Origin of the sequence: Pseudomonas anuradhapurensis (assembly GCF_014269225.2) — a bacterium.
GTDB classification, from domain to species: Bacteria; Pseudomonadota; Gammaproteobacteria; order Pseudomonadales; family Pseudomonadaceae; genus Aquipseudomonas; species Aquipseudomonas anuradhapurensis.
In genome coordinates, this window is the sequence record NZ_CP077097.1 from 4,008,762 (window position 1) to 4,033,832 (window position 25,071).

Sequence of the window (25,071 nt, forward strand, 5' to 3'; positions counted from 1 at the left end):
TTTTTTGTGATAGGGTTCGCGCCCGAAAAATTCTGCCCAGAGGCAGCAGAACGCAGAAAAATACTGCAAACCACTTGGCACAAGGCCTACAGCGAATACCCACCATTCACTCACAAAGTACGCACAAGTTATCCACAGGCGATCGCCTTGCAAAGCCCCCGATACCGCATTATCTTGTATCCCGATCGCAGCGAACCACTAGATATTGGGGTTCGTGCAAAATCACACACAAAAGTCAACCCGCAAAATCAAGCGATTTTTCGGCTGAGCTTCAAGTGATTTCAGCAGCCAAACCGCTCCTGCGGAGGCGACCGAGGCAAGCCCTTCCAGGGCCTTGTTCGGGTATGGGTGTGGCAGGCCAGGCCTGGCATCCATCAGCAACAGTTTTTGGGCACGGCCCAGAACCTTTGACTTCGGCCAGGGAGCGGCAAGCCATTGCCCCTTATTCCTGAGTCTGTCCCGAAGTCGGTACGCCCGTGCGGGCGGATGCGCATGCCTTTGCGCAGCCCCCGCCAGGCCATCGGGCAAGTGGACGGAACGGTGGGCGCCCAAAAGGCGCCTGAACAATATAGAAACTGTGGAGACACCCACCCATGCAAACCGATACGACTCGCGAGAACCCGCAGGCCAAGGTGCCGCAGGCCGCCGATTCCACCCAGGATCTGGCTGCCACCGCCCCCGGCCAACTGCGCGTGATCAAGCGTAACGGCACTGTCGTCCCCTACACCGACGACAAGATCACCGTGGCCATCACCAAGGCGTTCCTCGCAGTTGAAGGCGGTACCGCCGCCGCTTCGTCGCGCATCCACGACACCGTTGCACGCCTGACCGAGCAGGTCACCGCCACGTTCAAGCGTCGCATGCCATCGGGTGGCACCATCCACATCGAAGAAATCCAGGACCAGGTCGAACTGGCCCTGATGCGCGCCGGCGAGCAGAAAGTCGCCCGTGACTACGTGATCTACCGCGAGCAGCGCGCCAAGGAGCGTGCCACCCGCGTCAACACCGAAGCCGTGGTCGAGCCGCACCCAAGCATTCGCATCACCCTGGCCGACGGCAGCCTGGCGCCGCTCGACATGGCCCGCCTGAACACCATCATCAGCGAAGCCTGCGAAGGCCTGGCCGAGGTCGATGGCGACCTGATCCAGCGCGACACCCTGAAGAACCTGTACGACGGCGTAGCCATCAAGGACGTCAACACCGCCCTGGTGATGACCGCCCGTACCCTGGTCGAGCGCGAGCCGAACTACTCGTTCGTCACCGCCCGCCTGCTGATGGACACCCTGCGCGCCGAAGGCCTGGGCTTCCTCGGCGTCGCCGAGAGCGCCACCCACCACGAAATGGCCGAGCTGTACGCCAAGGCCCTGCCGGCCTACGTCGAGAAAGGCGTCGAGTTCGAGCTGCTGGACCCGGCCCTGAAAGGCTACGACCTGGAGCGCCTGGGCAAGGCCATCGACCACGAGCGTGACCAGCAATTCACCTACCTGGGCCTGCAGACCCTGTACGACCGCTACTTCATCCACAAGGATGGCGTGCGCTTCGAGCTGCCGCAGGTATTCTTCATGCGTGTGGCCATGGGCCTGGCGCTGGCAGAGAAAGACAAGGAAGCCCGCGCGATCGAGTTCTACAACCTGTTGTCGTCCTTCGACTACATGGCCTCGACCCCGACCCTGTTCAACGCCGGTACCCTGCGCCCGCAGCTGTCCAGCTGCTACCTGACCACCGTGCCGGACGACCTGTCGGGCATCTACCACGCGATCCACGACAACGCCATGCTGTCGAAATTCGCCGGTGGCCTGGGCAACGACTGGACCCCGGTACGTGCACTGGGCTCGTACATCAAGGGCACCAACGGCAAGTCGCAAGGCGTCGTGCCGTTCCTGAAAGTGGTCAACGACACCGCCGTTGCCGTGAACCAGGGTGGCAAGCGCAAGGGCGCCGTGTGTGCCTACCTGGAAACCTGGCACCTGGACATCGAAGAATTCATCGAGCTGCGCAAGAACACCGGTGATGACCGCCGTCGTACCCACGACATGAACACCGCCAACTGGATCCCTGACCTGTTCATGAAGCGGGTCTTCGATGACGGCAAGTGGACCCTGTTCTCGCCCTCGGAAGTGCCAGACCTGCACGACCTGACCGGCAAGGCCTTCGAAGAGCGCTACGAGTACTACGAAGCCCTGACCGAGTACAACAAGATCAAGGTGTTCAAGACCGTCCAGGCCAAAGACCTGTGGCGCAAGATGCTGTCGATGCTGTTCGAGACCGGCCACCCGTGGCTGACCTTCAAGGACCCGTGCAACCTGCGTTCGCCGCAGCAGCACGTGGGCGTGGTGCACAGCTCGAACCTGTGCACCGAGATCACCCTGAACACCAACAAGGACGAGATCGCGGTCTGCAACCTGGGCTCGATCAACCTGCCGAACCACATCGTCGACGGCAAGCTGGACACCGCCAAGCTGCAACGCACCGTGAACACCGCCGTGCGCATGCTCGACAACGTGATCGACATCAACTACTACTCGGTGCCGCAAGCGCGCAACTCGAACTTCAAGCACCGCCCGGTCGGCCTGGGCATCATGGGCTTCCAGGATGCGCTGTACCTGCAGCACATTCCGTACGGTTCCGATGCAGCCGTCGAGTTCGCCGACAAGTCGATGGAAGCGGTCAGCTACTATGCGATCCAGGCGTCCTGCGATCTGGCCGACGAGCGCGGTGCATACGAGACCTTCCAGGGTTCGCTGTGGTCCAAGGGCATCCTGCCGCTGGATTCGCAACAGATCCTGATCGAGGCCCGTGGTGCCAAGTACATCGACGTCAACCTGGAAGAGTCCCTGGACTGGGGCCCGGTACGCGAGCGCGTCAAGAAAGGTATTCGTAACTCGAACATCATGGCCATCGCGCCGACCGCGACCATCGCCAACATTACCGGCGTGTCGCAGTCGATCGAGCCGACCTACCAGAACCTGTACGTGAAATCGAACCTGTCGGGCGAGTTCACCGTGATCAACCCGTACCTGGTCCGCGACCTGAAGGCCCGTGGCCTGTGGGACTCGGTGATGATCAACGACCTGAAGTACTACGACGGTTCGGTGCAGCAGATCGAGCGTATCCCGCAAGAGCTGAAGGACCTGTACGCCACCGCGTTCGAAGTCGAGACCAAGTGGATCGTCGATGCCGCCTCGCGTCGCCAGAAGTGGATCGACCAGGCTCAGTCGCTGAACCTCTACATCGCCGGCGCTTCGGGCAAGAAGCTCGACGTGACCTACCGCATGGCCTGGTACCGTGGTCTGAAGACCACCTACTACCTCCGTGCCCTGGCCGCGACCAGCACCGAGAAGTCGACCATCAACACCGGCAAGCTCAACGCCGTTTCCAGCGGCGGCGACAGCGCCCCGGTCCAGGCAGCCGGCCCTGCGCCAGTGCCGAAGGCCTGCGCGATCGACGAGCCTGACTGCGAAGCCTGCCAGTAAGGCTTGGCTGAGGCTTCCCCCCGGGAAGCCTCTTTTCCGTGTAGCCACACGGAACCCTGTGGGAGCGGGTTTACCCGCGAAGAGGCCGGCACTGCCGCCTCCCGCCCCACAGCCAAACACAATAGGCCCGGGCGCCAATGCCCAGGCCAGCCCCTCAAAGGGCACTCAGATTTGCGTGCACTGCTGTACCCCATCCGGGGCCAAAGCAACGCAACCAAGATCCACTGGCCATACTTCACAGATGGCCCTCAAGCAGGAGAATCTCACCATGCTGAGCTGGGACGAATTCGATAAAGAAGACGGCGAAGTCGCCGCCAAAGGCAATACCCCTGCGCAGGCCGCTGCCGCTGCCACCCTCGACAAGCTCGACAGCGCCGGTGGTGCCGCTGCCCTGGAAGCCCGTGCCGCCAGTGCCGACGACTCCGACGCGGTGAAGCGCGCCAAGGCTGCCCTGAACGACCTCGACATTGCCGAAGGCCTGGCCGAGCTGGAAGGCTCCAGCGCCCGCGTGCGCGTTGACGAAAAGCGCATGATCAACTGCCGCGCCGACCTCAACCAGCTGGTCCCGTTCAAGTACGACTGGGCCTGGCAGAAGTACCTGGACGGCTGCGCCAACCACTGGATGCCGCAAGAGGTCAACATGACCGCCGACATCGCCCTGTGGAAGAGCATGGACGGCCTGACCGAAGACGAGCGTCGCATCGTCATGCGCAACCTCGGCTTCTTCTCCACCGCCGACTCGCTGGTGGCCAACAACCTGGCCCTGGCCGTGTACCGCCTGATCACCAACCCGGAGTGCCGCCAGTACATCCTGCGCCAGGCCTTCGAAGAGGCGATCCACACCCACGCCTACCAGTACTGCATCGAGTCGCTGGGCATGGATGAAGGCGAGATCTTCAACATGTACCACGAGATCCCGTCGGTGGCGAAGAAAGCCGCCTGGGGCCTGAAGTACACCCGCGCCATCTCCGACCCGGAATTCAACACCGGCACCGTCGAAACCGACAAGGAGCTGCTGCGCAACCTGATCGCCTACTACTGCGTGCTGGAAGGCATCTTCTTCTACTGCGGCTTCACCCAGATCCTGTCCATGGGCCGCCGCAACAAGATGACCGGCGTCGCCGAGCAGTTCCAGTACATCCTGCGTGACGAGTCGATGCACCTGAACTTCGGTATCGACGTGATCAACCAGATCAAGATCGAGAACCCGCACCTGTGGGACGCGGCGATGAAGGAAGAAGCGACCCAGATGATCCTGCAAGGGACCCAGCTGGAGATCGAATACGCCCGTGACACCATGCCACGCGGCGTGCTGGGCATGAACGCGGCGATGATGGAGGACTACCTCAAGTTCATCGCCAACCGTCGCCTGACCCAGATTGGCCTGAAGGAAGAGTACCCGGGGACTACCAACCCGTTCCCGTGGATGAGCGAGATCATGGACTTGAAGAAAGAGAAGAACTTCTTCGAGACCCGTGTGATCGAGTATCAGACGGGTGGGGCGTTGAGCTGGGACTGATAGTTCGGGCCGTAGGTTTTCACCACTGCCTGAAATTTTTTCACCAACACTGAACTGAAGCTGCCCTTATTTTTCAGCGAGAACCGAACGAATTTCAGATTTTCCGAGTTCTCGCACCAAATAAGCGCATGAAATGAAAAAAGCCACCTGAGCCGCAAAGGCCGAGGTGGCTTTTTCGTATATGCCGAAGAACGGCTAAACCACCGCCCGACTACACCGGCATTGAAAGGCAGCTGCGCATAGCGTTTCCAAACCAGTTTCCATTGGTCTCGCTGAGGATCCAAGTCGAGCCGTCCCCCTGGCTCGCATGGCCGCATGCCACTAGATCCAGGCTCTGTCTGCACGGTTTCCGCGAAAGGCCAATTACGGGAGATCCGGAAACAGTGGTACAGGACTGCGTCGTACGGCTTGGGGCAATTCTTGAGTTTGTTCGAACAGGTGCAGATCCTGCATTGCGTGATGCTGAGTTCCAAAAAGAATTCACCTCGTATTGGAACATGCAGCTTGATATTTCTCCTCAAGATGTCTTGCTGCTGGAGAGGCCTAAGGCGGCATCAGAACTGTTTGCAACCAGCGACCCCCGCCCTGGCCGGCGCACCCGCACCGCCTGGCTTGCACCAGATGTTCGATTACTCAGAACGCATATCAACCGTACGATTGGGTTAAGCGCGAAAATCAAAGCACCGGTCGTCGCAGGCTTCTATCTGAAGTTACTGACCTACCCCGATATCCAATGTCCAACTCCTGATCGCCTACTGGAATGGCCGACACCGCACCTCAGCCCAGACGATAGCAAGCAATTCCTGACCTGGTTCTCCGGAAAGGGCTCACTGGCCTATCGGTGGCTTGTACTTGAATTACCCGGTCCCACAGGAGCGCCTCTGTATTGCCTAGATGTCCGTTCTTACAGTAAACAACCAGATCATGGCCGCTGGTATGGCTTTCGCTCGGGGATCAGGTAAGCGCTTTGAATGTGGGGTTCATGGAGCGCTTACTGAAAAACAAAGCGCCTTAGCAGAACAATTCCTGCAAGTCGTGAAGGGCTTGTTAGCTAAAGGGGCCAAGACAATTCACCTGATCATCGCCGCGCCAAACAGCGTGGTATTCAATCTGGGGCGCATCTATGATCGGAGACTGCTACCTTCGGCCATTGTCTATCAATACGAACGGTCATGGCTGGTCACCGAAGCTTATGACTGGCTGATCGTGAAGACCGGGATGCTCAGCTGGGTCCAGGGGATGGAGTCGATCGCCACGCCGGGCCCCGCAACGAGTTGGACATGCGCCACTGGGCCGCGCAAAGCGTTACAACGGTCCAGAACTATGTGCTGGCGGCTCTCTTCACCGTCCTGATGTTTTGCGTCCGCTTGGTCGTGCTACTGATGACCATACCGCTGTTCGCCATGGCGGCACTGACGGGTCTGGTCGACGGCCTGGTGCGCCGGGATCTGCGCAAATTCGGCATAGGTCGCGAATCCAGCTATCTCTATCACAAGGCCCGCGCAACGATCATGCCATTGGCTATTTTCCCTGGACCTTCTACTTGGCACTCCCGATCAGCATCAGTCCCATGGTGATGCTGCTACCTTCCGCTGCCTTGCTCGGCGTGTCCGTGAGCATTACGGCGGCTAGCTTCAAGAAATATCTCTAAACGACTTGATGCAGAATGCTTACTCCCGGATTTTCAGCTATCGAATCGCTTTTGACTAGCTGATTACTACGCACTTGACCTAGGAATTTTCCCACGCAACCACCAGACATATCTTAAAGAAATTTAAACTTTTTTACGATACATTTGAACTTATCATTAATACCACCCCGGACTTAAGAATGCGACTCGCCGCTGTCATTTCTCTGCTTTTTTTAACCTTACAAAATTCAGCCGCTGTCACAATAGAAACAATCGGCGCAAGATATGAACAAGGCGGTACTAGATATTATTTCGTTATCACTGATTGGTACAAATCCGGAACAAAATTCTGCCAAAGCCAAAGCGGTGGAAAATGTTACTTAGCAATATATGGAATTCATGGACCTGGCAACTATATGAACATGATAGGAAGCAATTACAAGTGGTCAGATCTAAAAACCAACACTTCAATGCTTGACCTGTATTACCAAATGAGATCAAAAGGCGGCTTCACAATCCCTTTTGACGGAAGCCTATTTGTCCCTACAAGCGTGAAAGTTAAAGACGACTTCTGCATAGGCTTCGCTCAAGCCTCGACCACCGCCACTACCGGAGGGGTTGTGGGACCAATAGGACCTTGCACACAGGTTCAAAAACCGACACTAACTTGTTACGCAACTGGAAGCATCATAATAGACCATGGTGCACTTAGCCATAAATCCATAGATGGGAAATCAGCTGGAGCGCAGCTTTCTTTCAGGTGTAAAGGAGCTGCGACAAGTGTTTTTCTAAAATCTAGCGAAACGGACACAGACGGTGTACAACTAACAACGAATGGCAATTTATACTCAAAGTTAACTATTGAAAACAAGGATCTAGCAAGAGGCGTCATCATACCAATTGAAAATGACGTAGCCAAACGAATTTATATCAAGTCAACATTAAAAACTAAAGGACCGGTTATGCCAGGAAAATTCTTAGGCTCATCAGTAATTACCATTTCCTTACCGTAACCTGGCAAGCTCATAAATTAATAGACATTATCAGAAATGGCTTACATAAATCTCCCAAACGCCCTCTTACTAGCCATCGCATTTTATTCCCTAACTGCCACGGCCAACGCCAGCTTAAGCCAAATAACTGCGACTATAAAAGGTGTCGTCTACGCTGACCCTCCCTGCATCGTCAATAATAACTCACCAATTATCGGATCATTCGGAGACGTAGATGTAGAAAAAATTGATGGGAATCATAAAACCATTACCTTAAATTACTCTCTTGACTGCAGCCGAGCAGTCAGCAATAACTTAAGGTTTTATATATCCGGCAAGAGTACCGAATTCGATCGCTGGGCATTATATGTCCCAGACCACAAAAACATCGGAATAACCTTTAAAAGAGACGGCCATTATCACGCAATTAATACGTACTACTCATTAAACCCATTAAACCCACCAACTCTACAAGCCGTTTTGATTAAGCGGCCTGACGGCGATATCAATGGCGGCCCATTCAGATCCTCCGCCACCTTAGTAGTTGAGTACCAATAGTGGACACAATTTCATCTACATTTTTTGCAATCGCCAGCTTTACGTCAAACGCTGCAAATACACCTGCATTCTCGGCAGAATATTTCGACTTCAAACCTATCAACATAACGACAAAAGTGAAAATAGTGCAGTGTAATTTTTCACACACATCGCAGCAGAAATTCATATATGACACTCCCGGCAGCCCACACCTGAGCAACAGAGGGCTGACCAAGGGAAACCAAACATTTAAAGAATTTGCATATGCTGCTACTCCAAAAGAAAAGCAGCGTACCTTTGGATGCCATCTTATCAATAAAAAGCTTGGATAGTAAACGCGTAACCGGCTGCAACAACTCTTAATAGCAGCCTTTGCAGAGTAACAGCACTACCAACATTCACAACACAAATTCACAGCTCAACCCCGGCACAACCAAGGCACCAGAACGCATGTAAGCTCAAGAATATTACTCTAGATTTTTCCGCTTAATCAAGATGACCCAAAGCTGGCCTGGTTTCATGCAAGGGTGCGTTCGATAAGCGCTTATTTAAGCGCCATAGAGACATCGTGGATGTCCAACAATTATCGGATCGTCAATGAAATTTTCAACCAGCTCTAGCCGGATGGAGATTAAAACTCATAAAGCCCACCTAGAGTGTTTTTTGGACTTTTCAAATTTATAGAATACTCGACAAAGACACTATTGAAGCCCCCCACAGCAAATACAACTTGCACCTAGCCGACCAGCGATAACATGAGTGCCTGATTTAACCTCTCAATAGCCTTCTTAAGCTGATCAACCGCGTGCTCCAACTCCTGTGAAGGTATCTGGGCAAGTAAACACACCGCCTCCAACTGCCGACAGGATTCGACCACCTGATCACCCCTGACCACTCGCGCAGCACCTTTCATGCGATGCGCAAGCTCGCCGAGCTTGTTGGTGTCCCTCTCACGCAGCAATACACTTAACTGCTCACAGTCACTGCGGTTGTTCTTGATCAGCTCGTCGAGTATCTGGCGAAACTTCACCGGCTCGCTACTGATCATCAGCTCCAACGGCCCCAGGTCAATGACCTGCGACGTCTGAGGTGGCAGCATCAGCTGTTCCTGCTGACAGTGTTCAATGGTCTCCTCGGAATATGCATCTTCCGGCTGCAACGCGCGTAGCCGAGCATCCAACTCATCCAGACCCACTGGTTTAATTAGGCAATCGTTCATACCAGCCTGAATGCACAACTCGATTTCTTCTGGTTGAGCGTCTGCCGTCAGACCGATGATCACGGTCGCAGCCAAGCCCTGTTCCTGCTCGGACTGGCGTACGGCACGGGTGAAATCGGTACCGTTCATTACCGGCATATGGCAGTCTGTGATAATGATGTCGAAGGGTTGCTCGCACCAACGCGCGTAAGCCAGCTTACCATTCTCTGCCTCGAATACGTCATGGCCGAGGTAGTTCAGTTGCTGATGCAACACTTGGCGATTGATCCGGTGGTCGTCAACCACCAACACCTGCAATCGATACCGGGGAACATCTTGGGTCAAGGCAGACACCTGATCGAACTCGATCGGCTCCAACACTTGCAAGCGCATCTGGACGTCGACCCGAGTGCCCCGCCCCAGGGTACTGGTCAGGTCCACTCTGCCCCCCATCATTTCGCATAGCGATCGGCTGATCACCAACCCCAGCCCAGTCCCTTCGGTATGCTGGACATTGCGGTGGGCCTGGGCAAAAGGTCTGAACAAGCGCTCTTGATCGCCCGTGCTGATACCCACGCCAGTATCTTCGACACTCAGGTTGACTGTAAGCAGGCTGGCATCCATCAACATCCCAGCAATACAGACAGTGATCCTTCCCTCTTCGGTGAACTTGATTGCATTGCTAACTAGATTGGAAAGAATCTGTTTGAAACGCAGGGCATCGATGAGCACATCACAGTTGATGCTCGAGTCGATCTCGAGGACCAAGGTCAGGCGTTTCTGCCGTGCCAGGCCCTCAAACACACGCGCCACCGATTCCACAAGCTCTCGAAGGTTGGCGCGCTTGGGCGACAGGCTCAGGCGTCCAGACTCGATTCGAGCGATGTCCAGGATATCGCCGATCAACTCCAGCAGGCTCTTTGCCGAGGCATGGGCGATTTCAATGCTGGCGCGATCAATCGGCTTGTCATCCGCACGCTTGAGGGCGAGTTCGAGAATGCCGATCACAGCATTCATCGGTGTTCGGATCTCATGGCTCATGGTGGCCAGGAAACTGGTCTTGGCGCGGCTGGCATCGTCGGCAAGTGTCTTAGCCTCTTGCAGTTGTTGAACCAGCTCGCGGTGCTCGGTTATGTCCAACCAGCCGCAGATAACCCCTTTGATCTGGCCGGTAGAATCCCGAAAGGGTTGAACCCAGTGATTGATCCAAACTTCTCTGCCCTGCAATACGATAGCATGCACCGACTCGATGGTCTGGCCGTCACGCATGGCTTGCAGGTAACTACGATGAAAGTCCGGGCGGCTCTCGAAGTTCTCCTTAGGCAGCTGGCGCACTGTCTTATTTAGCACCTGATCAGCGCTCAGGCCGACACTTTCCAGGTAGCTGCGATTGCACGACAGCATGCGCCCTTTGATATCGCGTACATACAGCGGCGGAGGCATGCAATCGGTCAGGGTTTCGACAAACTGCAACTGATCGTTGAGCATTCGCTCGGCTTTGAGCCTTGCTTTGATCTGGCGCCGCAGGTAGAACACCCATACCAGCAACAGCACCAGCAGCACTACAGCAGCGGCGACGATTTCCTTGATCACCCGCTGATAATCGACCCAGGTCTGTCCACTCATTCCCGGTGGCGAGCGCCAGCGATTGGAAATGGCATTGAGCTCGTCGGGTGCAACGGTCTGCAAAACCTTGTCGATGATTGACTGAAGCTCGACATCACTGCGGCGCATCGCGAAGTTTGTTGTGGATGGCCCCAGATCGAGCATTTGATTGATGGCCAATCTGTCACGGAATAACCGCTCAATGTAGTAGCGCGCGGCAGGCAGCGACACCATGGCCGCATCGGTCTTGCCCTGGTAAAGCAGATTCATCGCATCCAACGAACTACCCGCTTCCATCACTACAGTTTCCGGATAACGTTTGCGCAATTGCCGGATTGCCACGTGACCTGTAGGAACAGCCACCCGCTTTTCATCCAAGCTCCCCAGTTTTCCTTGTTGATCAACGCTACTGAGCAGAACAAAAGGACTGTTGAGCAGCGACCGGGAAAAGCGCAGGTACTCTTCCCTTTCTGGACTGGCCGTCATCAACGCCAGATCGGCTTGACCTAGATTTACCGCTTCGATGATTTGCGGGAGGCCGCCACTGCGCGTAACCACTTCAAAATGCAGGCCAGTCGTGAGGGTGATCACCTCAAGGAGATCGGCTATCGCCCCCGAAAATACACCGTTCGAATCAAAGAACGCACCCGGCGCGAAATCATCATTGATCACCAGACGTACCACCGGGTGTCGCTGGATCCAGCGCACCTGCTCTGCCGTCAGGTCGACAGACTCTTCACCGGGAATGAAGCTATTGCCCACCCAGCGTTTGGCCAAGGTGCGCAATTGCTCTTCACCGATAGTCTCGATGGCGGTATTGATCAATTGCAGCAACCGCGTGTTGCCGGCCGCTAACGCATAACTGTAATCGCCGCCCCGCACGCCTGCGAAACGTTCAAAACGGACATAGTTGTAGAACGCACGGTTGATTAGGAAATATGCACTGTACAAGTCATCTAAGTACACATCCGCCTGGCCAAAGGCGGCAGCGGCTATCGCCTTTTCATGGCTGCCATAAACTCGAATATGGGCCCGAGGGTAGCGCTTCTTGACCTCGACGCTGTGTTCATCAGTGATCGCTACGCGCAACCCGGCAAGGTCGGAGGGCGATTGCCTTCTTTCAGAGCTGCGCTTGAACACCGCCAACCGATCCCTGGCATAGGGCGTGCTTAGCCACAGGTCCGGACTTGGCTCCGTGCTGCCGTGGGTGCTGATCACATCAACGCGCCCGGCCTGCAACGCCTTGCGTGCCTCCTGCTCGTTGCCGTAGGTCACTATCTTGACTTGTAAGCCTAATAGCTGCGCGACCAAAGCTGTGACATCGGCACTGATGCCTTCGTACAGGCTATCTTGGACATTGACCGAAAATGGCGCAGACTCGGTCTGTGACACACCGACCCTGAGTTCAGCCTTATGGCGCAGCCATTGCCAGTCCTCTATCGAAATCGCCATATCGTGGCGATCGATTTGCAACCGGCTGGCCAGCGTCCTAGGAACCGCAGGCAGTGAGTTCGCCAGCACTGAAGCGCAGCTCAACATCAGGCCAATGGATAAGCAGACAATACGTAGATACATGCTAGATAAGAGCCGAAGCAATCTGGGGTGGCTGACAAGACGGCGCAATGATAGTTCAAAGCAGTTACCGTCGCTCATTCATTACAAGCCGCCTTGCTCCGTGCTTTGGGTGCAAAAGTCGATCAGATGACGCTCCGGCATGGGGCGAGCAAACAAAAAGCCTTGGGCAAGGGTACCGCCCAGCTCGATCAGCCGAGCCTGTTGCACCACGGTCTCTACCCCTTCGATGACTAGCGAGATACCCAGTGCCTGGGCCAATGCCACCGCACAGCTGATGATCGCGGCACTCTTGTGCTGGCTTTGCATCTTGCGTACAAATACGCGATCAAGCTTGACCTGGGTAAAAGGTAGTTCGCTAAGCCGGTCCAGTGAGGAGTAACCTGCGCCAAAATCATCCATGGCCAAACCGCAACCGAGAATACGCAACCGTACAAGATTCTCTAAACTACTCGCGGGCGCGCTGATCAAGGAGGACTCGGTAATTTCGAACGTGACGCTGGTGGCAGACACCTGGGCGCGTTTGAGCATGAGTGAGATGCGCTCAGTCAGCGCGGTACAAGCAAGCTGTGATGGATGCAGGTTGAACGCCAGATTGATCGCCCTGCCCTCCAGTTTCAGTCTTTGCTGCAGCGAAAGGCCCTGCTCGAACAATTGCCAGAACAACCGGTCGATAAGGTTGTGCGCTTCCATCACGGAGAGAAAGTGCGCAGGTGTCAACACCCCCCATTGCGGATGCTTCCAGCGTGCGAGCACTTCTGCGCCGACCATCAGGTTACCTTGAAGCGTGACTTTAGGCTGGTAGTAGGCCTCGAACTCACCGTTGGCTAGCCCCTGCTGCACATCGCTCAGGGTGGGGAGTTCTGCAGGCGACAAACGTTGTGGGACGGCACTGCATAACTCTCGGTAGCGCTTGACCAATTGACTGAATTCTTCAAGTTTGAACGGCTTGCCAAGATCGCCCAGAAAGGTCAGACCCAGACAGTGGATCATCGCGACCGTGGCCTGGCGCAAAACGGGGTCAAGTTCGCTGCACAAAACCACCGCCCTGACCTTGCCAGCGCTACTGACATGGCGTAGCAATGCCAAACCATCCATGCCTGCCATTTTAAGGTCGCATAGAAGGATGTCCACCGTGTCGCAAGCGGATAATTGGCTAATTGCTTCATTGCCATCTGACGCTTGCAAAATCGGACCTGGTAGGAGTTTTTTCAGCGCCGTCACGGTAACGAGGCGCTGAAAGGGTTCATCCTCCAGCACCAAAACAGTCAAATCTTGCATTGCAGGTCTACACATGGCCCATTGAACGACAAACAGTGTGCAAATAAGCCAAGGTCCTTTCCATCAGAATTTTCCTGCGCTACGCTAGAATTTTCCCAGCGCGAACCGGGAAGGATTACAGCGCAGTGCTGCATAGAGCATACTGTCATCCGATGCAGCGAGACTACACACCTCGCAACAAAATCATTTCAAGGTAGGCTTATATGCATAGCGTTTTAATAGTTGACGACCACCCAGTCATTCGAATGGCAGTTCGCGTTCTATTGGAAAAGCACGGCATGCGCGTAGCCGGCGAAACAGATAATGGCATAGATGCAATCCAGCTCGCACGTGAACTCGCCCCTCAGGTGGTTATTCTTGATATTGGCATTCCTAAGCTGGACGGATTTACCGTTATATCGAGAATAAAAGCGCTGGATGTGCGTAGCGAGATATTGATTTTGACTTCACACCCCGCCGACTCGGTTTGTCGACGCTGCATCCAGCTGGGAGCACGCGGCTTTGTCAATAAGGAAGAGGATTTAGCCAGTCTGATTTCAGCAATCAAGGCAGTGGTTTCCGGCTACACCTTTTTTCCTGTCCTCACGTTTGATAGCGTAACCTCAACCGAACAGCCAACTGAGATGGAGTTAATTCGCTCGCTGACCGACCGAGAAATGACAGTATTGCAATATTTAGCCCAAGGTTATTCAAATAAGCAGATCAGTGAAATCCTTCTACTCAGCAACAAGACTGTAAGCACCTATAAAATCCGAATACTACAAAAACTGGGAATCTCCTCACTGATAGATCTTGCCGAGTTCGCCAAACGCAACTCATTGATTTCTCGATAGCCAGCGAGAAGACCCCTAGGAAATTTCTTAGGGCTGCTTCAGCAACGTCCTACATACATCTTCCATAACTTCCTCTAGGCTAACCCCACCTCAACGGTACGCAGGCATTCGAGATAAACACCTGCTCCATTGAGTTCCCCATCAAGGATTCCAACATCACCTAGGAGTATCAGATGCAAGTTCGTTCGTTGGCTGGTGCAATCATGGCCGTCACCTTGGCAGCAACTTCGGCGGCCAGTTTTGCCAAAGATCAGGGGCATGGTGTGATTACCTTCAAAGGCGCGATTATCGATGCGCCCTGCTCCATCGCTCAAGAGTCGCAATACCAGACTGTCGATTTGGATCAAGTTTCCAACGTCGCCCTGAAGAACGGTGGCAAATCCAACCCGAAAACGTTCAAGATCGAACTGCGAGGCTGTGAACTGGGCGCCCTGAAGTCGGCCACCGCCACGTTCACCGGCTCGCCGGCCGCCAACCCTGATCTGCTTGCAATCAAAGGTACCGCTCAAGGTGCGAGCCTGGCCATTGCCGACCACACCGGCGCGCTGATCAAGCTGGGCGACGCATCGCCTGCCCAGACGCTGAGTGATGGCGACACCTTCCTGCAGTTCAGTGCCTACCTGCAGGGCGATATGGTGACGCCAGGTGGTGGTGGTCAAGCGACGCCTGCCGAAATCGTACCGGGCGACTTCGAAACCTTCGCCAACTTCACCCTCGCCTATCAGTAACGGACGCCGTCACTGAAGTAACCCGCAGTGCGCACGGCTGCGTACTGCGGGGGAGCTCGCGGAGGTTTGGATGATTCGCTCAAGCGCGCTGGTACTGGCCCTCTGCACGTTGGGCGTACCCGTCTGTGCTGCCGATGTATTCAAGGGACGTGTACAACTGACCGGAAGCATCGTCGATAGCGCCTGCACTATTCGTATGGGTAATGACAGCCAGACCATTGCCTTCAATCCATTGGCACTCAATAGCCTGGTCAGCGGCAATACGTCGGCCAAGCAATCGCTGAAGATCGCTATCAGGGACTGCTTTACTTCGACAACAGCGCGTGACATCGCCCCTTCGCAACGCTTCAGGCTGACATTCGAAGGTCAGCCCGAGGGCAAGAACTTTGCCATTCAGGGCGCTGCGAAAGGCATTGCACTGCGGATTGAAGATGAACACGGGAAGTTGATTTCTCCCGGCGAGTCCATAGAGCACAACACCGACACTGCCGACCGTTTGCTACTCAACTATTCGCTGACGCTTGTCGGCAGCGGACATGCACTGGAAACGGGCGACTATAACGCCACGATCAAACTGAGTATTCAGCACTTCTGAACTGCAAGCACTCAGTGTGCAGTTTCGCTCAAGGATTTAATCACGTGGAACACCATAAGTTACTGGCCGCCACGGCATTGTGCTGTGCCGCGACGTGGGCAAATGCAGCCGGAGAATTCCAATTCAACACCGATGTCCTGGAACTCAAGGATCGCGAGAACCTTGATCTTGGGGTGTTCGCCTCGGCCAACTTCATTATGCCCGGCCAATACAACCTTTTGGTCCACGTGAACCGCGACACATTGACGGAGTATGCCGTCGACTATATTCCGGCCGATCACGACCCCAAAAACAGCGTAGCCTGTCTTTCGCCGGCGTTGGTCAATGAACTGGGTCTCAAGACACACGTCCTAAAGTCACTCAAGTGGTGGCATGACGGCGCCTGCCTGGACCTCAGCAGTGTCCCGGGCATGCAGGCCCGTGGCGAGCTGGGCCCCTCGGCCCTGTATCTGAGCATCCCTCAGGATCAGCTGGAATACACCGCACCGAACTGGGATCCGCCCTCACGTTGGGATGACGGTGTTTACGGCGTGCTGCTGGACTACAACCTCAACGCACAGACCACTGAGCGTCGGCAAGGCAAAGGCCGCAGCGACAACCTAAGTGGCAATGGCACCGCTGGCATCAACCTCGGCGCCTGGCGGTTGCGCGGCGACTGGCAAACCCAGATGCAACGCAGTGACGACCAGCCATCGCTCAATCAGTTCGCCTGGAGCCGCTTTTATGCCTTGCGCGCCGTGCCGTCGCTGCGCTCGAACCTGATCGTCGGTGAGGACTATCTGGACTCCAGTCTGTTCGGCAGCTTCCGCTACACCGGCGCTAACCTGAGCAGCAACGACAACATGTTGCCCCCCAACCTAAGAGGGTATGCTCCGGAAGTCACTGGCGTGGCGCGGACCAACGCGCGCGTGGTGATTCGTCAACAAGACCGGGTGCTCTATGACACCCAAGTGCCGCCCGGTGCGTTTCGTATCCAAGACCTCAACGATGCAGTCTCTGGCCAGCTTGACGTGCGCGTCGAAGAACAAGACGGCAGCGTCCAGGAGTTCCAGCTGGACACCGCCAGTATCCCCTACCTGACCCGTCCCGGCACCGTTCGCTACAAACTGGCCGCCGGCAAACCTTCCGATTGGGAGCACCAGATGGACGGGCCGGCGTTCGCCACCGGTGAGTTTTCCTGGGGGGTGAGCAATGGCTGGTCGCTGTATGGCGGCAGCCTCGGTGCCAAGGACTACGGTTCCCTGGCCGTGGGCATAGGCCGCGACCTGATGGCCTTCGGAGCGCTGTCGTTCGACGTCACCCAGTCGCGCGCGACGCTGCAGGACGATACGCTCAGCGGCAAGTCCTACCGTGCCAGTTATTCCAAGCGTTTCGATGAATACGACAGCCAGGTTACCTTCGCCGGTTATCGGTTCTCCGAGCGAAACTACCTGAGCATGAACGAATTCATCGAGGCCCAGCGTGGCAGCCAGTCGTTGAACCAAAGCAAGGAGCTGTACACAGCGACCTTGAGCAAGCAGTTTCGGAATTCCGCGCTCAGCCTGTACTTCAACTACAACCATCAGACGTACTGGAACAGCCAGGCGAGCGACCGCTACAGCCTGTCGCTGTCGCGCTACTTCGATGTCGGTGGCCTGAAAAACCTCAGCCTGTCGCTGACTGCGTACCAGAACAAGGCCAACGGCACCTCCGAGGACGGTGCTTATCTCTCGGTGAGCATCCCCTGGGGCAGCAGCGGTTCGGTCAGCTACAACTCCTCGGTCAATCGCGGCGATACCAGCCACAGTCTGAGCTACTACGACCGTATCGATGAGCGCAACCACTACATGGTCAGCGCCGGCCAGGCTTCAAATGGTCAAACCGCCAGCGGTTACCTGTCCCACGACGGTGACCTGGCTCAGGTCGTTGCCAGCGCCAGCTACCAGGCCGGCGAGTACACCTCGGCTGGGTTGTCCCTGCAGGGCGGTGCCACCCTCACCGGGTACGGTGCCGCGCTGCACCGGAGCAACGTCATGGGCGGCACTCGGCTGCTGGTCGACACCCAAGGCGTAGCCGACGTCCCGGTCCGCGGCAACGGCGGAATCACTCGCACCAACCGTTTCGGCAAGGCCGTGGTCACCGACGTCAACAGTTACTACCGCAACCAGACCAGCATCGTATTGGACAGCCTGGCCGATGACGTCGAGGCCACGCAGTCAATCACCCAGGCGACCCTGACCGAAGGCGCAATTGGCTATCGCCGCTTCGATGTGATCGCAGGCCACAAAGCCATGGTCGTCATTCGCATGAACAACCACCGTGCGCCACCGTTCGGCGCCTCGGTACAGAACAGCCGCGGCCAGGAAACCGGCATTGTCGGTGAGGGCGGCTCGACCTACCTGAGCGGCATGAAACCGGGGGAAACCATGTCGTTGCATTGGGACGGCAGCGCACGCTGCCACTTCACCCTGCCCGACCCCGTGGTCTCGCCCGACCGACAACTGGAGCTGCTGTGCCTGCCGGCCAGCGACGCGGACAACGCCACTGCTTGATTCACCACACCAGGTACATTCATGAACACAAGCTACAAACGCACCACCCTGACCCTGCTCGCCCTGTTGAGCACCTGCGCGGCGCAAACCAGCTTGGCCGCGATATCGCTCGACCGCACCCGCGTGATCTTCACTGGCAGCGAAAAGTCGGTCAGTCTCAGCATCAGCAACCAGAACACCCAGCTGCCCTACCTGGCCCAAGCCTGGATCGAAAACGAACAGGCCGAGAAGATCACTACCCCATTGGTGGTGGTACCGCCGATCCAGCGCCTAGAAGCCGGGGCCAACAGCCAGGTGAAAATCCAGGGCCTGCCTGCGCTCGGTCAGTTGCCCCAGGACCGCGAATCGCTGTTCTATTTCAACCTGCGCGAAATACCCCCACGCAGCGACAAACCCAATACCTTGCAGATCGCCCTGCAGACGCGGGTCAAGTTGTTCTATCGACCTGCGGCGATCGCGCCGAGGGCGGGTGTCAACCAAGCTCCCTGGCAGGAACAACTGACCCTGACACGCCAGAACGACCGCTACCAGGTGAACAACCCGACGCCCTACTACATAACACTGATCGATGCTGCGCCCAACCTCAAGGCTGACGGCGTCACCGGTTTCAAGCCGCTGATGATCGCCCCCAAAGGCCAGCTCGATCTGGGGGTGAGCAGCAAGGTGCTGGGCGACAAGCCAGTGCTGACCTACGTCAACGACTACGGCGGCCGTCCGCAGTTGCAGTTCAGTTGCGCTGCCGGCACCTGCAAGGCCAGCCCCGTTGCCAACAAACAGTAAATTCCCATGCTGTGTTCCTGTGAGGGCCAATCATGAAGATCGGACGCCGTAGTGCCCTGGCCGTCTTGCTGTGCGGGGCCAGCCTCTCGACTCACGCGGCCAGCCCTGCGCAATCGGCCGAGTTCCAGGTCACCGGCACCCTGCTTGAGAGCGCCTGCTACCTGGACCCCAGCTCCGCCTACCAGCGCTTGTCATTGGGTGAGCTGAGCACCACTCGCCTATCGCACATAGGCGACCAAGGCACGCCCGTGCCCCTGCACCTGAAGCTGCAGGGCTGTGTGCGCAGCGACGGCGGTCGTCATGACGAGCAGCAAGGCTCGCTGGTGTGGAGCTCCATCGAGCCGGTGGCGGCTGTGACATTCCAGGCGGTGGCCGACGCCGACACTCCATCGCTGATCAAGGTGGTCGGTGCCGAGGGGTTCGGCCTGCGCTTGCTCGATGTCCAGGGCAATGACGTGCGCCTGGGCCGCACTGCCCCGGCCTGGTTCGTCTCGCCCGGTGACAGCCAGCTGACCTATTACATTCGCCCCGAGCGCACGACGGCCCCACTGCGCCCGGGGGCTTTTCGCGCCAGCCTCAATGTGAATCTGGCATATGACTGAGGTCCCATCATGACTGTCGCACGTCTCGCTCTGCTTGCCCTGCTGCTTGGCTGCGGTCCTTTGGCCCAGGCCGCTGAGCAACTGCTGACGATCAAAGGTGTTATCTATGCGGCGATTCCCTGCGTGATCAACAAAAACGCGCCCATCAGCGCCCCGTTCAATGATGTTCAGATTGCCAGTATCGATGGCCAGTACAAGACCATCTCCATTGACTATTCGCTCGATTGCAGCCGCTCGGCCACCAATGAACTGCGGATGCAAGTGCGGGGATACCCGGCCTTCGACCCCACGACGCTTGAGATACCCGGATACGACAACATCGGTATCGCATTGAAGAAGGACGGCGAACGGTGGGCGCTCAACAGCTGGTCCAACTTCGATACGCGTAAACAACCCGTGCTGCAAGCCGTGCTGGTCAAGCGCGATGCCAGCGAAATCAAAGCCGGCGCGTTCAAGGCCAGCGCAACCCTGGTGGTGGACTATCGATGAGCCTCCTACATCGCACTTTGGCAATACTGTCGATCGCTGCCCTGCCCTTGTCGTGCGTCGAGGCAGGCAATCTTGAGTTCAGCGGGACGCTGTTGGCGCCGTCTGGTTGTACCGTCAGCGACAAAGGCGGGCGTATCGACGTACGTTTCACGCAAAACATCGCCGTCAACCGCATTGATGGCGAGCGCTATCGCCAGGCGATCCCCTACCAGATCGAGTGTCCGGGGGTCACCGATTACAACATCACCTGGCACATGCGCCTGACCCTCAAGGGGATACCCGCATCTTTCGACACCACCGCGCTGCAAACCTCGGAAAACGATCTGGGCATCAGAGTCCTGCTTGGCGGTACCGCATTGGCGCCCAACGAGCCACGAGAGATCGATGTCCGTGCATCGATACCGCCCGTGCTGGAAGCCGTACCGGTAAAGCTCGCTGGCGCTGCATTGCCTAGCACCGAATTTACTGCTTCGGCGCTCTTGATGGCTGAGCTCTACTAGGAGGATCCATGGGCAAGTGGGCCATTACCCTGGGCGCCTGGGCTGCTATCAGCCTCTGCTTGCCGGCGACCCAGGCTGCAGAAGACAACTTGTACTTTTCCGGCACCTTAGTAAATGAGCCTTGTGCGCTCGCCGAAAGGGATAAATTGATCGAAATGAACTTCGAGAGCGTGATCGACAAGGACCTTTACCTGAACGGCAGGACCAAGGGACGCCCCATCGAGTTACACCTGCAGAACTGCGACCTGGACGTCGGCAAGCGCATGGTCAACATCACCTTCAGCGGCAACGAGAGCAGCGAACCACCCGGGCTTCTTGTGCTGCGGAGCACAACCGTGCAAGGCTTGCTGGTGGGGCTGGAGACAACGCAAGGCGTAGCGCTGCCGTTGAACAAGACCCACCGCATCGGCGTGCTGAGCAGTGGCGACAACCTGCTCAGCTTCAACGCTTACCTGCAAGGCGATCCCAAGGTACTGGCCAACCGCACACTCGGCCAAGGCGACTTCGAGGCGTCCCTGACCTTTGCTTTGAGTTACGAGTGATCATCATGGAGAAATTTTATGTAACAGCGTTGCGCTGCCCCTAGCAGCGATGCTGCTTGGTAGTATGTCGGCCACGCACGCGTTATCGTCATTCAAACGACAAAGACTTAGTACGTCCTTGGAGGCGTACGTTACCATTTCGAGTTGACTAGCTGGGGATGAGCTAATGCCTCCCCCTGCACATAGAGCGACCCTGAAACTTATTATATGCTGCTTTGATTTTAGTGCACACATTAATGACCATTCAGTAGGAGATTACGCCGACTGGGACGTTTCCGCTCGCCCTAACTCTAACATGGGAGACATGTTGAAGGATTTGGAAAACAAGGGATTTCGGGTTCCGCTCAGTTGATCAATTTTTGTATATTCAAATATCGGCCTTCTAATTTTTGTATCGGTTTGTAGCTCAAATGAGATAGGACGGCTCAGTTGCTCCTGCCTACCCCTTCGGATGAGGCCTGTACAGCAAGGTTACAGTTAATGACAAGGACCACACGGCAAACATAGATATGCCAATCACGCAGCGACAGCTCACGCCGTTAACAGTTACCTCGACACTGGTTAAGCGCGGGGACGTTTTGCTAAGTCAATTCATTGGGTCAACAGTGCTAGATTTTCCATTGTAGGCTTCTGTACAAATTTTTATTGCATCCTTAAGAGTGGTCGCCGCCAGCCCTCGAAAACCTTCTTACACGCAGAATGCAAGATATATTTTATCATGATCAATTATCAGTTCGCGCAAATTAAATCAAGGAGTATTTGGAGCGATGAGAGTACTTGTTCGCCTTATATGGCTTTGGTCTGTTTTCGTTATTTCTTATTCTGCGGTCGCGGTAGAGATAGAATCTACCGGAAGCAGGAACGAAGAAAATGGAGTTCGTTATTTCTTTACCGTTACCCAGTGGGAAGGGGGGGGCGATAACTTTTGCCGGGACCTTTCAGCGCGCATCTGCAATTTAACCATAGCAGGAGTTTTGGGCCCAGGCCATCTCGCGTCAAGCAGCTATTATTGGTACAACTTGCGACCTAATAGCACTATGACGGATCTTCGTACTACCATGTCCAATAGCATAGGCGTAGGGTCGACGGCTTTCACAATACCCTTTAGAGGCTCGATTTTTGTGCCGGGCGCCCGCCATAGTGTATGTATTAGCTTTGTGCAACAGTTTGTTTATGGCGGCGACACCAAAACTCGGTTTGATCCCGTTGGCCCTTGTAGGTCGACCATGGAGCCGCCGGCGAAGTGTGACATCAATGGTTCTCCAACCATTAATCATGGCTCAGTTTCTGACAATATCAACACCCTTAACCTTAGTTCAGCGCAAACGACTCTGCGATTGACATGTACTGGGAAAGGAACCGTAATGGCTAGTGCAAGCAAAGAGAGCCCAACAGGCATCAAACTACGAGCCGATGGTAGTCTGTATTCCAAGATCACAATTGAAGGTAAACCTGCCGCTGCTGGTGTTCGCATAAATGTGGAGAGCGGTTTGGCTACTCCCATCACCATCAAGTCACAGCTGTATAGCAATGGTGCTGTTAAGCCAGGTGCTTTTTCTGGGTCTACTGTGCTGACAATCGCTCCCCCTTGATCGGCGAGCTGGCTGTCAGCGCTGCAGGACATAGCTTGATCGTGTCCCGGGAAGTGGTGTAACTGAACCAGCCGAAGGCGCCCTGCGGGCGAAAGAGGATGGTCATCGTGGTTCTTGGCTCTCTCGAACATCTTCACCAGCAATTCAGCAAGCTGCCAGCCCGGGAACTTCCCACCACCTCGAAAATACTGATTCCACCAAGGGTTATGCCGCAACTTCTTCACCTCAGCATCGACCAATGGGACAGGTTGAAAAATTATAGCAACATAAAAAAACTTCGCTCAACTCGAGACGGTCGTGGCAGCTATACGGTAGAAGAGCTTGAGCAAATCGCCCGTGAAATCCGCTCCTCGAATAGCCCTGTTGATCAGAGGAAAAGTTTAGAAACAGCTATACGGAGCGGCTTTTACTATGAACTTCAGGAAGCCAGGGACAAACTCTCAGTCTGCGAACGGCATTTCTCCTACCTCATACAGCAAAACGCCCTTGAAAAAAACAGGTACTAAATTCTAAAGTTTATCTACCCAAACATCTTGTTGACGACTTTACCAACAACCACATTCGCTCAATGATCCTAGCTCGCAAATTTAAAGCACTCAATTTTCGCAAATTGGTACGGCCCACCCTTTTTTGTCCGTCGCGAAGACATACCAGCTATTGAGGAGACAATACGAACTACTTCTAAGACTAAATACGGTCTAGCTTGTGCATCACGCCGCGTTTCCCCATCTCCTTCAACACCAGTAATCACGTGAACCAAAGCTGCCTCCATACTTCACGTGCCGACCCAGACGATTCAGTATTACCGTGATATTGGAACCCTCTCACATCACCCCGAGAGCCTGAGCCTAATAAGCCACGAAGATGTATTGAAATTCCATCAAAACTTTGCGACACCTTCCGACCTGGGGCAAGAACTCAACATCAGTTCCAAGGTGGTAACTCGTGTCCTGCAACGACTAGGAATATCACCGGTGGCAGGACCATCTATCACAGGAACAACAAGCCAAATATTTGCTCGATCAGTATTACCGGCAGACCTCAAGCATCGAGTCAACCCTTATAACGATGACTTCAGCATATATTGGTTAAGAAATGATATATCAACTATTGCACAGACAGCCAAAGAGCTAGGGCTTAGCCTACCAGACACATCACGCCTAATTAAGCTTTTCATAAAACCTACACGTGCGCCTTGCTACCGACATTATCACGGCATTTCACCTAAAGACAAAGCTAAACTGCAACCCCTATTGCGCACACTAGTACCACTGACTGATATCTTGTCAGCGCACAGTATGTCCCATCATAATTTTTCGCGCCGCTTCATGAACCCTAGATTTGTTAGAAAGGTCAAAGTTGGTAAAGTAGAATACCTCACTCAAGATGACGCTGAAAAGATTACATCATTATTGGCCGAGTATTGCACCACAATGGAAGCGGACAAGATTCTAGGAACTCCGAAAGGCGGAGAAATAAAGCTGATCAAGAGGCATAAAATTCGCCAACACTTTCTGCCTCACACAACTACAAACACCCCTTGTACAAAATTAACGAAATTCTAACAATTACAAAAGCAGTGAATAACTGAAACAAAGACCGATCTCAGCATTTTCGTTCCTACCCAAGTAGAAAGCATGGGTAGCACGCCCCAATAAATTTATGATTTTATCTTGACCCACTATCCCATCCAACTAAATACCACAGTGAATTGCGCTGGTTCTCTTCTCATGGTTAGGAGCCCTCTCCGATTTCGTCAAAACTGAAAAACTCCTGAGAAAATTCGGACTTCATGAAATCTAAATTCAGTATTTGTGAATTCCCGAATGGGCGAGTCTCCCGTACCAAGGCAATGCGTTTCAGATTGTGGTGAAAACCTACGCGGGCGAAGCATAGAGAAGGCTGCCGATTGGCAGCCTTTTTTTCGCCTGGATCCACCGCGTCGTCTGTTTCGCGGGCTTGCCCGCTCCCACAGGTAATGCGCGGGCTCAGGCTCATGCTTGGACCTGTGGGAGCGGCCGTGGCCGCGAACACCGGCGCAGCCGGTGCCATGCACCGCGTCGCCTGCTTCG

At 55.2% G+C, this 25,071-nt stretch carries 21 protein-coding genes and 1 pseudogene; 19 read left to right on the forward strand and 3 right to left on the reverse strand.

Going from position 1 to position 25,071, the window contains the following annotated elements; translation table 11 throughout:
* The first annotated feature begins 593 nt into the window (after positions 1 to 593).
* The 7 genes and pseudogenes from HU763_RS18395 (at position 594) to HU763_RS18430 (ending at position 8,483) form a co-directional block, all read left to right on the forward strand.
* Positions 594 to 3,473 (forward strand): ribonucleoside-diphosphate reductase subunit alpha, encoded by a 2,880-nt coding sequence (locus HU763_RS18395; protein WP_170031639.1) that lies wholly within the window; start codon positions 594 to 596, stop codon positions 3,471 to 3,473.
* Between the two features lie 268 nt (positions 3,474 to 3,741).
* Complete coding sequence (locus HU763_RS18400; RefSeq protein ID WP_170031641.1) at positions 3,742 to 4,992, forward strand: ribonucleotide-diphosphate reductase subunit beta; 1,251 nt, start codon at positions 3,742 to 3,744, stop codon at positions 4,990 to 4,992.
* Between the two features lie 233 nt (positions 4,993 to 5,225).
* Positions 5,226 to 5,954 carry a hypothetical protein gene (locus tag HU763_RS18405; protein WP_338053002.1) on the forward strand — a complete coding sequence of 243 codons (729 nt, stop codon included), beginning with the start codon at positions 5,226 to 5,228 and terminating at the stop codon, positions 5,952 to 5,954.
* Positions 5,929 to 6,643: pseudogene (locus HU763_RS25130) on the forward strand (TIGR03747 family integrating conjugative element membrane protein). The gene HU763_RS18405 and the pseudogene HU763_RS25130 overlap by 26 nt, the downstream one beginning before the upstream one ends.
* 179 nt (positions 6,644 to 6,822) lie before the next feature.
* On the forward strand, positions 6,823 to 7,635 hold the full coding sequence (locus tag HU763_RS18420; RefSeq protein ID WP_186687992.1) for an MrpH family fimbial adhesin: 813 nt from the start codon (positions 6,823 to 6,825) through the stop codon (positions 7,633 to 7,635).
* A 36-nt stretch (positions 7,636 to 7,671) separates the two neighbouring features.
* Positions 7,672 to 8,172: a fimbrial protein gene (locus HU763_RS25135; RefSeq protein ID WP_186687993.1), complete on the forward strand. Its 501-nt coding sequence runs from the start codon at positions 7,672 to 7,674 to the stop codon at positions 8,170 to 8,172.
* Positions 8,172 to 8,483, forward strand: a complete 312-nt coding sequence (locus tag HU763_RS18430) for a hypothetical protein (protein WP_186687994.1) — start codon at positions 8,172 to 8,174, stop codon at positions 8,481 to 8,483. Before HU763_RS25135 ends, HU763_RS18430 begins: the two co-directional genes overlap by 1 nt.
* A 404-nt stretch (positions 8,484 to 8,887) precedes the next feature.
* On the opposite strand, the gene HU763_RS18435 is transcribed toward HU763_RS18430, so the two are convergent.
* Positions 8,888 to 12,529 (reverse strand): transporter substrate-binding domain-containing protein, encoded by a 3,642-nt coding sequence (locus tag HU763_RS18435; protein ID WP_186688141.1) that lies wholly within the window; start codon positions 12,527 to 12,529, stop codon positions 8,888 to 8,890.
* A gap of 81 nt (positions 12,530 to 12,610) precedes the next feature.
* Entirely contained in the window at positions 12,611 to 13,807 is a 1,197-nt protein-coding gene (locus tag HU763_RS18440) for an EAL domain-containing response regulator (protein WP_186687996.1), read from the reverse strand.
* Between the two features lie 203 nt (positions 13,808 to 14,010).
* Between HU763_RS18440 and HU763_RS18445 the strand changes: the two genes are divergently transcribed.
* From HU763_RS18445 to HU763_RS18500, 12 genes are all read left to right on the forward strand, one after another.
* Positions 14,011 to 14,640, forward strand: coding sequence for a response regulator transcription factor (locus tag HU763_RS18445; protein WP_186687999.1), 630 nt, complete (start codon positions 14,011 to 14,013; stop codon positions 14,638 to 14,640).
* A gap of 203 nt (positions 14,641 to 14,843) precedes the next feature.
* Positions 14,844 to 15,368 (forward strand): fimbrial protein, encoded by a 525-nt coding sequence (locus HU763_RS18450; RefSeq protein ID WP_202883424.1) that lies wholly within the window; start codon positions 14,844 to 14,846, stop codon positions 15,366 to 15,368.
* Between the two features lie 70 nt (positions 15,369 to 15,438).
* A complete protein-coding gene (locus tag HU763_RS18455; protein ID WP_186688005.1) occupies positions 15,439 to 15,963 on the forward strand; it encodes a fimbrial protein in 525 nt (174 codons plus the stop codon).
* A gap of 44 nt (positions 15,964 to 16,007) precedes the next feature.
* Positions 16,008 to 18,494: an outer membrane usher protein gene (locus HU763_RS18460; protein WP_202883425.1), complete on the forward strand. Its 2,487-nt coding sequence runs from the start codon at positions 16,008 to 16,010 to the stop codon at positions 18,492 to 18,494.
* A 21-nt stretch (positions 18,495 to 18,515) separates the two neighbouring features.
* Positions 18,516 to 19,274 (forward strand): fimbria/pilus periplasmic chaperone, encoded by a 759-nt coding sequence (locus HU763_RS18465; RefSeq protein WP_186688011.1) that lies wholly within the window; start codon positions 18,516 to 18,518, stop codon positions 19,272 to 19,274.
* Positions 19,275 to 19,306: 32 nt separating this feature from the next.
* Positions 19,307 to 19,876: a fimbrial protein gene (locus HU763_RS18470; protein ID WP_186688014.1), complete on the forward strand. Its 570-nt coding sequence runs from the start codon at positions 19,307 to 19,309 to the stop codon at positions 19,874 to 19,876.
* A gap of 9 nt (positions 19,877 to 19,885) precedes the next feature.
* Complete coding sequence (locus HU763_RS18475; protein ID WP_186688017.1) at positions 19,886 to 20,365, forward strand: fimbrial protein; 480 nt, start codon at positions 19,886 to 19,888, stop codon at positions 20,363 to 20,365.
* Positions 20,362 to 20,865 (forward strand): fimbrial protein, encoded by a 504-nt coding sequence (locus HU763_RS18480; protein ID WP_186688019.1) that lies wholly within the window; start codon positions 20,362 to 20,364, stop codon positions 20,863 to 20,865. Before HU763_RS18475 ends, HU763_RS18480 begins: the two co-directional genes overlap by 4 nt.
* A gap of 8 nt (positions 20,866 to 20,873) precedes the next feature.
* Positions 20,874 to 21,407, forward strand: a complete 534-nt coding sequence (locus tag HU763_RS18485) for a fimbrial protein (protein ID WP_186688022.1) — start codon at positions 20,874 to 20,876, stop codon at positions 21,405 to 21,407.
* 1,226 nt (positions 21,408 to 22,633) lie between these two features.
* Positions 22,634 to 22,999 (forward strand): MrpH family fimbial adhesin, encoded by a 366-nt coding sequence (locus HU763_RS25140; protein WP_420831058.1) that lies wholly within the window; start codon positions 22,634 to 22,636, stop codon positions 22,997 to 22,999.
* A gap of 98 nt (positions 23,000 to 23,097) precedes the next feature.
* Positions 23,098 to 23,505, forward strand: coding sequence for a hypothetical protein (locus HU763_RS18495; RefSeq protein ID WP_186688028.1), 408 nt, complete (start codon positions 23,098 to 23,100; stop codon positions 23,503 to 23,505).
* 363 nt (positions 23,506 to 23,868) lie between these two features.
* A complete protein-coding gene (locus HU763_RS18500) occupies positions 23,869 to 24,564 on the forward strand; it encodes a hypothetical protein (protein ID WP_186688031.1) in 696 nt (231 codons plus the stop codon).
* A 169-nt stretch (positions 24,565 to 24,733) separates the two neighbouring features.
* Here the strand turns inward: HU763_RS18500 and HU763_RS18505 are convergent, their stop codons facing one another.
* Complete coding sequence (locus HU763_RS18505) at positions 24,734 to 24,997, reverse strand: hypothetical protein (RefSeq protein ID WP_186688033.1); 264 nt, start codon at positions 24,995 to 24,997, stop codon at positions 24,734 to 24,736.
* Positions 24,998 to 25,071 lie beyond the last annotated feature (74 nt).

What these genes read in the sequence shown, in the direction of transcription:
- HU763_RS18395 (WP_170031639.1), top strand. Translation starts at nt 594, where the DNA reads ATGCAAACCGATACGACTCGCGAGAACCCGCAGGCCAAGGTGCCGCAG.
- HU763_RS18400 (WP_170031641.1), top strand. Translation starts at nt 3,742, where the DNA reads ATGCTGAGCTGGGACGAATTCGATAAAGAAGACGGCGAAGTCGCCGCC.
- HU763_RS18420 (WP_186687992.1), top strand. Translation starts at nt 6,823, where the DNA reads ATGCGACTCGCCGCTGTCATTTCTCTGCTTTTTTTAACCTTACAAAAT.
- HU763_RS25135 (WP_186687993.1), top strand. Translation starts at nt 7,672, where the DNA reads ATGGCTTACATAAATCTCCCAAACGCCCTCTTACTAGCCATCGCATTT.
- HU763_RS18435 (WP_186688141.1), bottom strand. Translation starts at nt 12,529, where the DNA reads ATGTATCTACGTATTGTCTGCTTATCCATTGGCCTGATGTTGAGCTGC.
- HU763_RS18440 (WP_186687996.1), bottom strand. Translation starts at nt 13,807, where the DNA reads ATGCAAGATTTGACTGTTTTGGTGCTGGAGGATGAACCCTTTCAGCGC.
- HU763_RS18445 (WP_186687999.1), top strand. Translation starts at nt 14,011, where the DNA reads ATGCATAGCGTTTTAATAGTTGACGACCACCCAGTCATTCGAATGGCA.
- HU763_RS18450 (WP_202883424.1), top strand. Translation starts at nt 14,844, where the DNA reads ATGGCCGTCACCTTGGCAGCAACTTCGGCGGCCAGTTTTGCCAAAGAT.
- HU763_RS18455 (WP_186688005.1), top strand. Translation starts at nt 15,439, where the DNA reads ATGATTCGCTCAAGCGCGCTGGTACTGGCCCTCTGCACGTTGGGCGTA.
- HU763_RS18465 (WP_186688011.1), top strand. Translation starts at nt 18,516, where the DNA reads ATGAACACAAGCTACAAACGCACCACCCTGACCCTGCTCGCCCTGTTG.
- HU763_RS18470 (WP_186688014.1), top strand. Translation starts at nt 19,307, where the DNA reads ATGAAGATCGGACGCCGTAGTGCCCTGGCCGTCTTGCTGTGCGGGGCC.
- HU763_RS18475 (WP_186688017.1), top strand. Translation starts at nt 19,886, where the DNA reads ATGACTGTCGCACGTCTCGCTCTGCTTGCCCTGCTGCTTGGCTGCGGT.
- HU763_RS18480 (WP_186688019.1), top strand. Translation starts at nt 20,362, where the DNA reads ATGAGCCTCCTACATCGCACTTTGGCAATACTGTCGATCGCTGCCCTG.
- HU763_RS18485 (WP_186688022.1), top strand. Translation starts at nt 20,874, where the DNA reads ATGGGCAAGTGGGCCATTACCCTGGGCGCCTGGGCTGCTATCAGCCTC.
- HU763_RS25140 (WP_420831058.1), top strand. Translation starts at nt 22,634, where the DNA reads ATGGAGCCGCCGGCGAAGTGTGACATCAATGGTTCTCCAACCATTAAT.
- HU763_RS18495 (WP_186688028.1), top strand. Translation starts at nt 23,098, where the DNA reads ATGGTCATCGTGGTTCTTGGCTCTCTCGAACATCTTCACCAGCAATTC.
- HU763_RS18505 (WP_186688033.1), bottom strand. Translation starts at nt 24,997, where the DNA reads ATGAGCCTGAGCCCGCGCATTACCTGTGGGAGCGGGCAAGCCCGCGAA.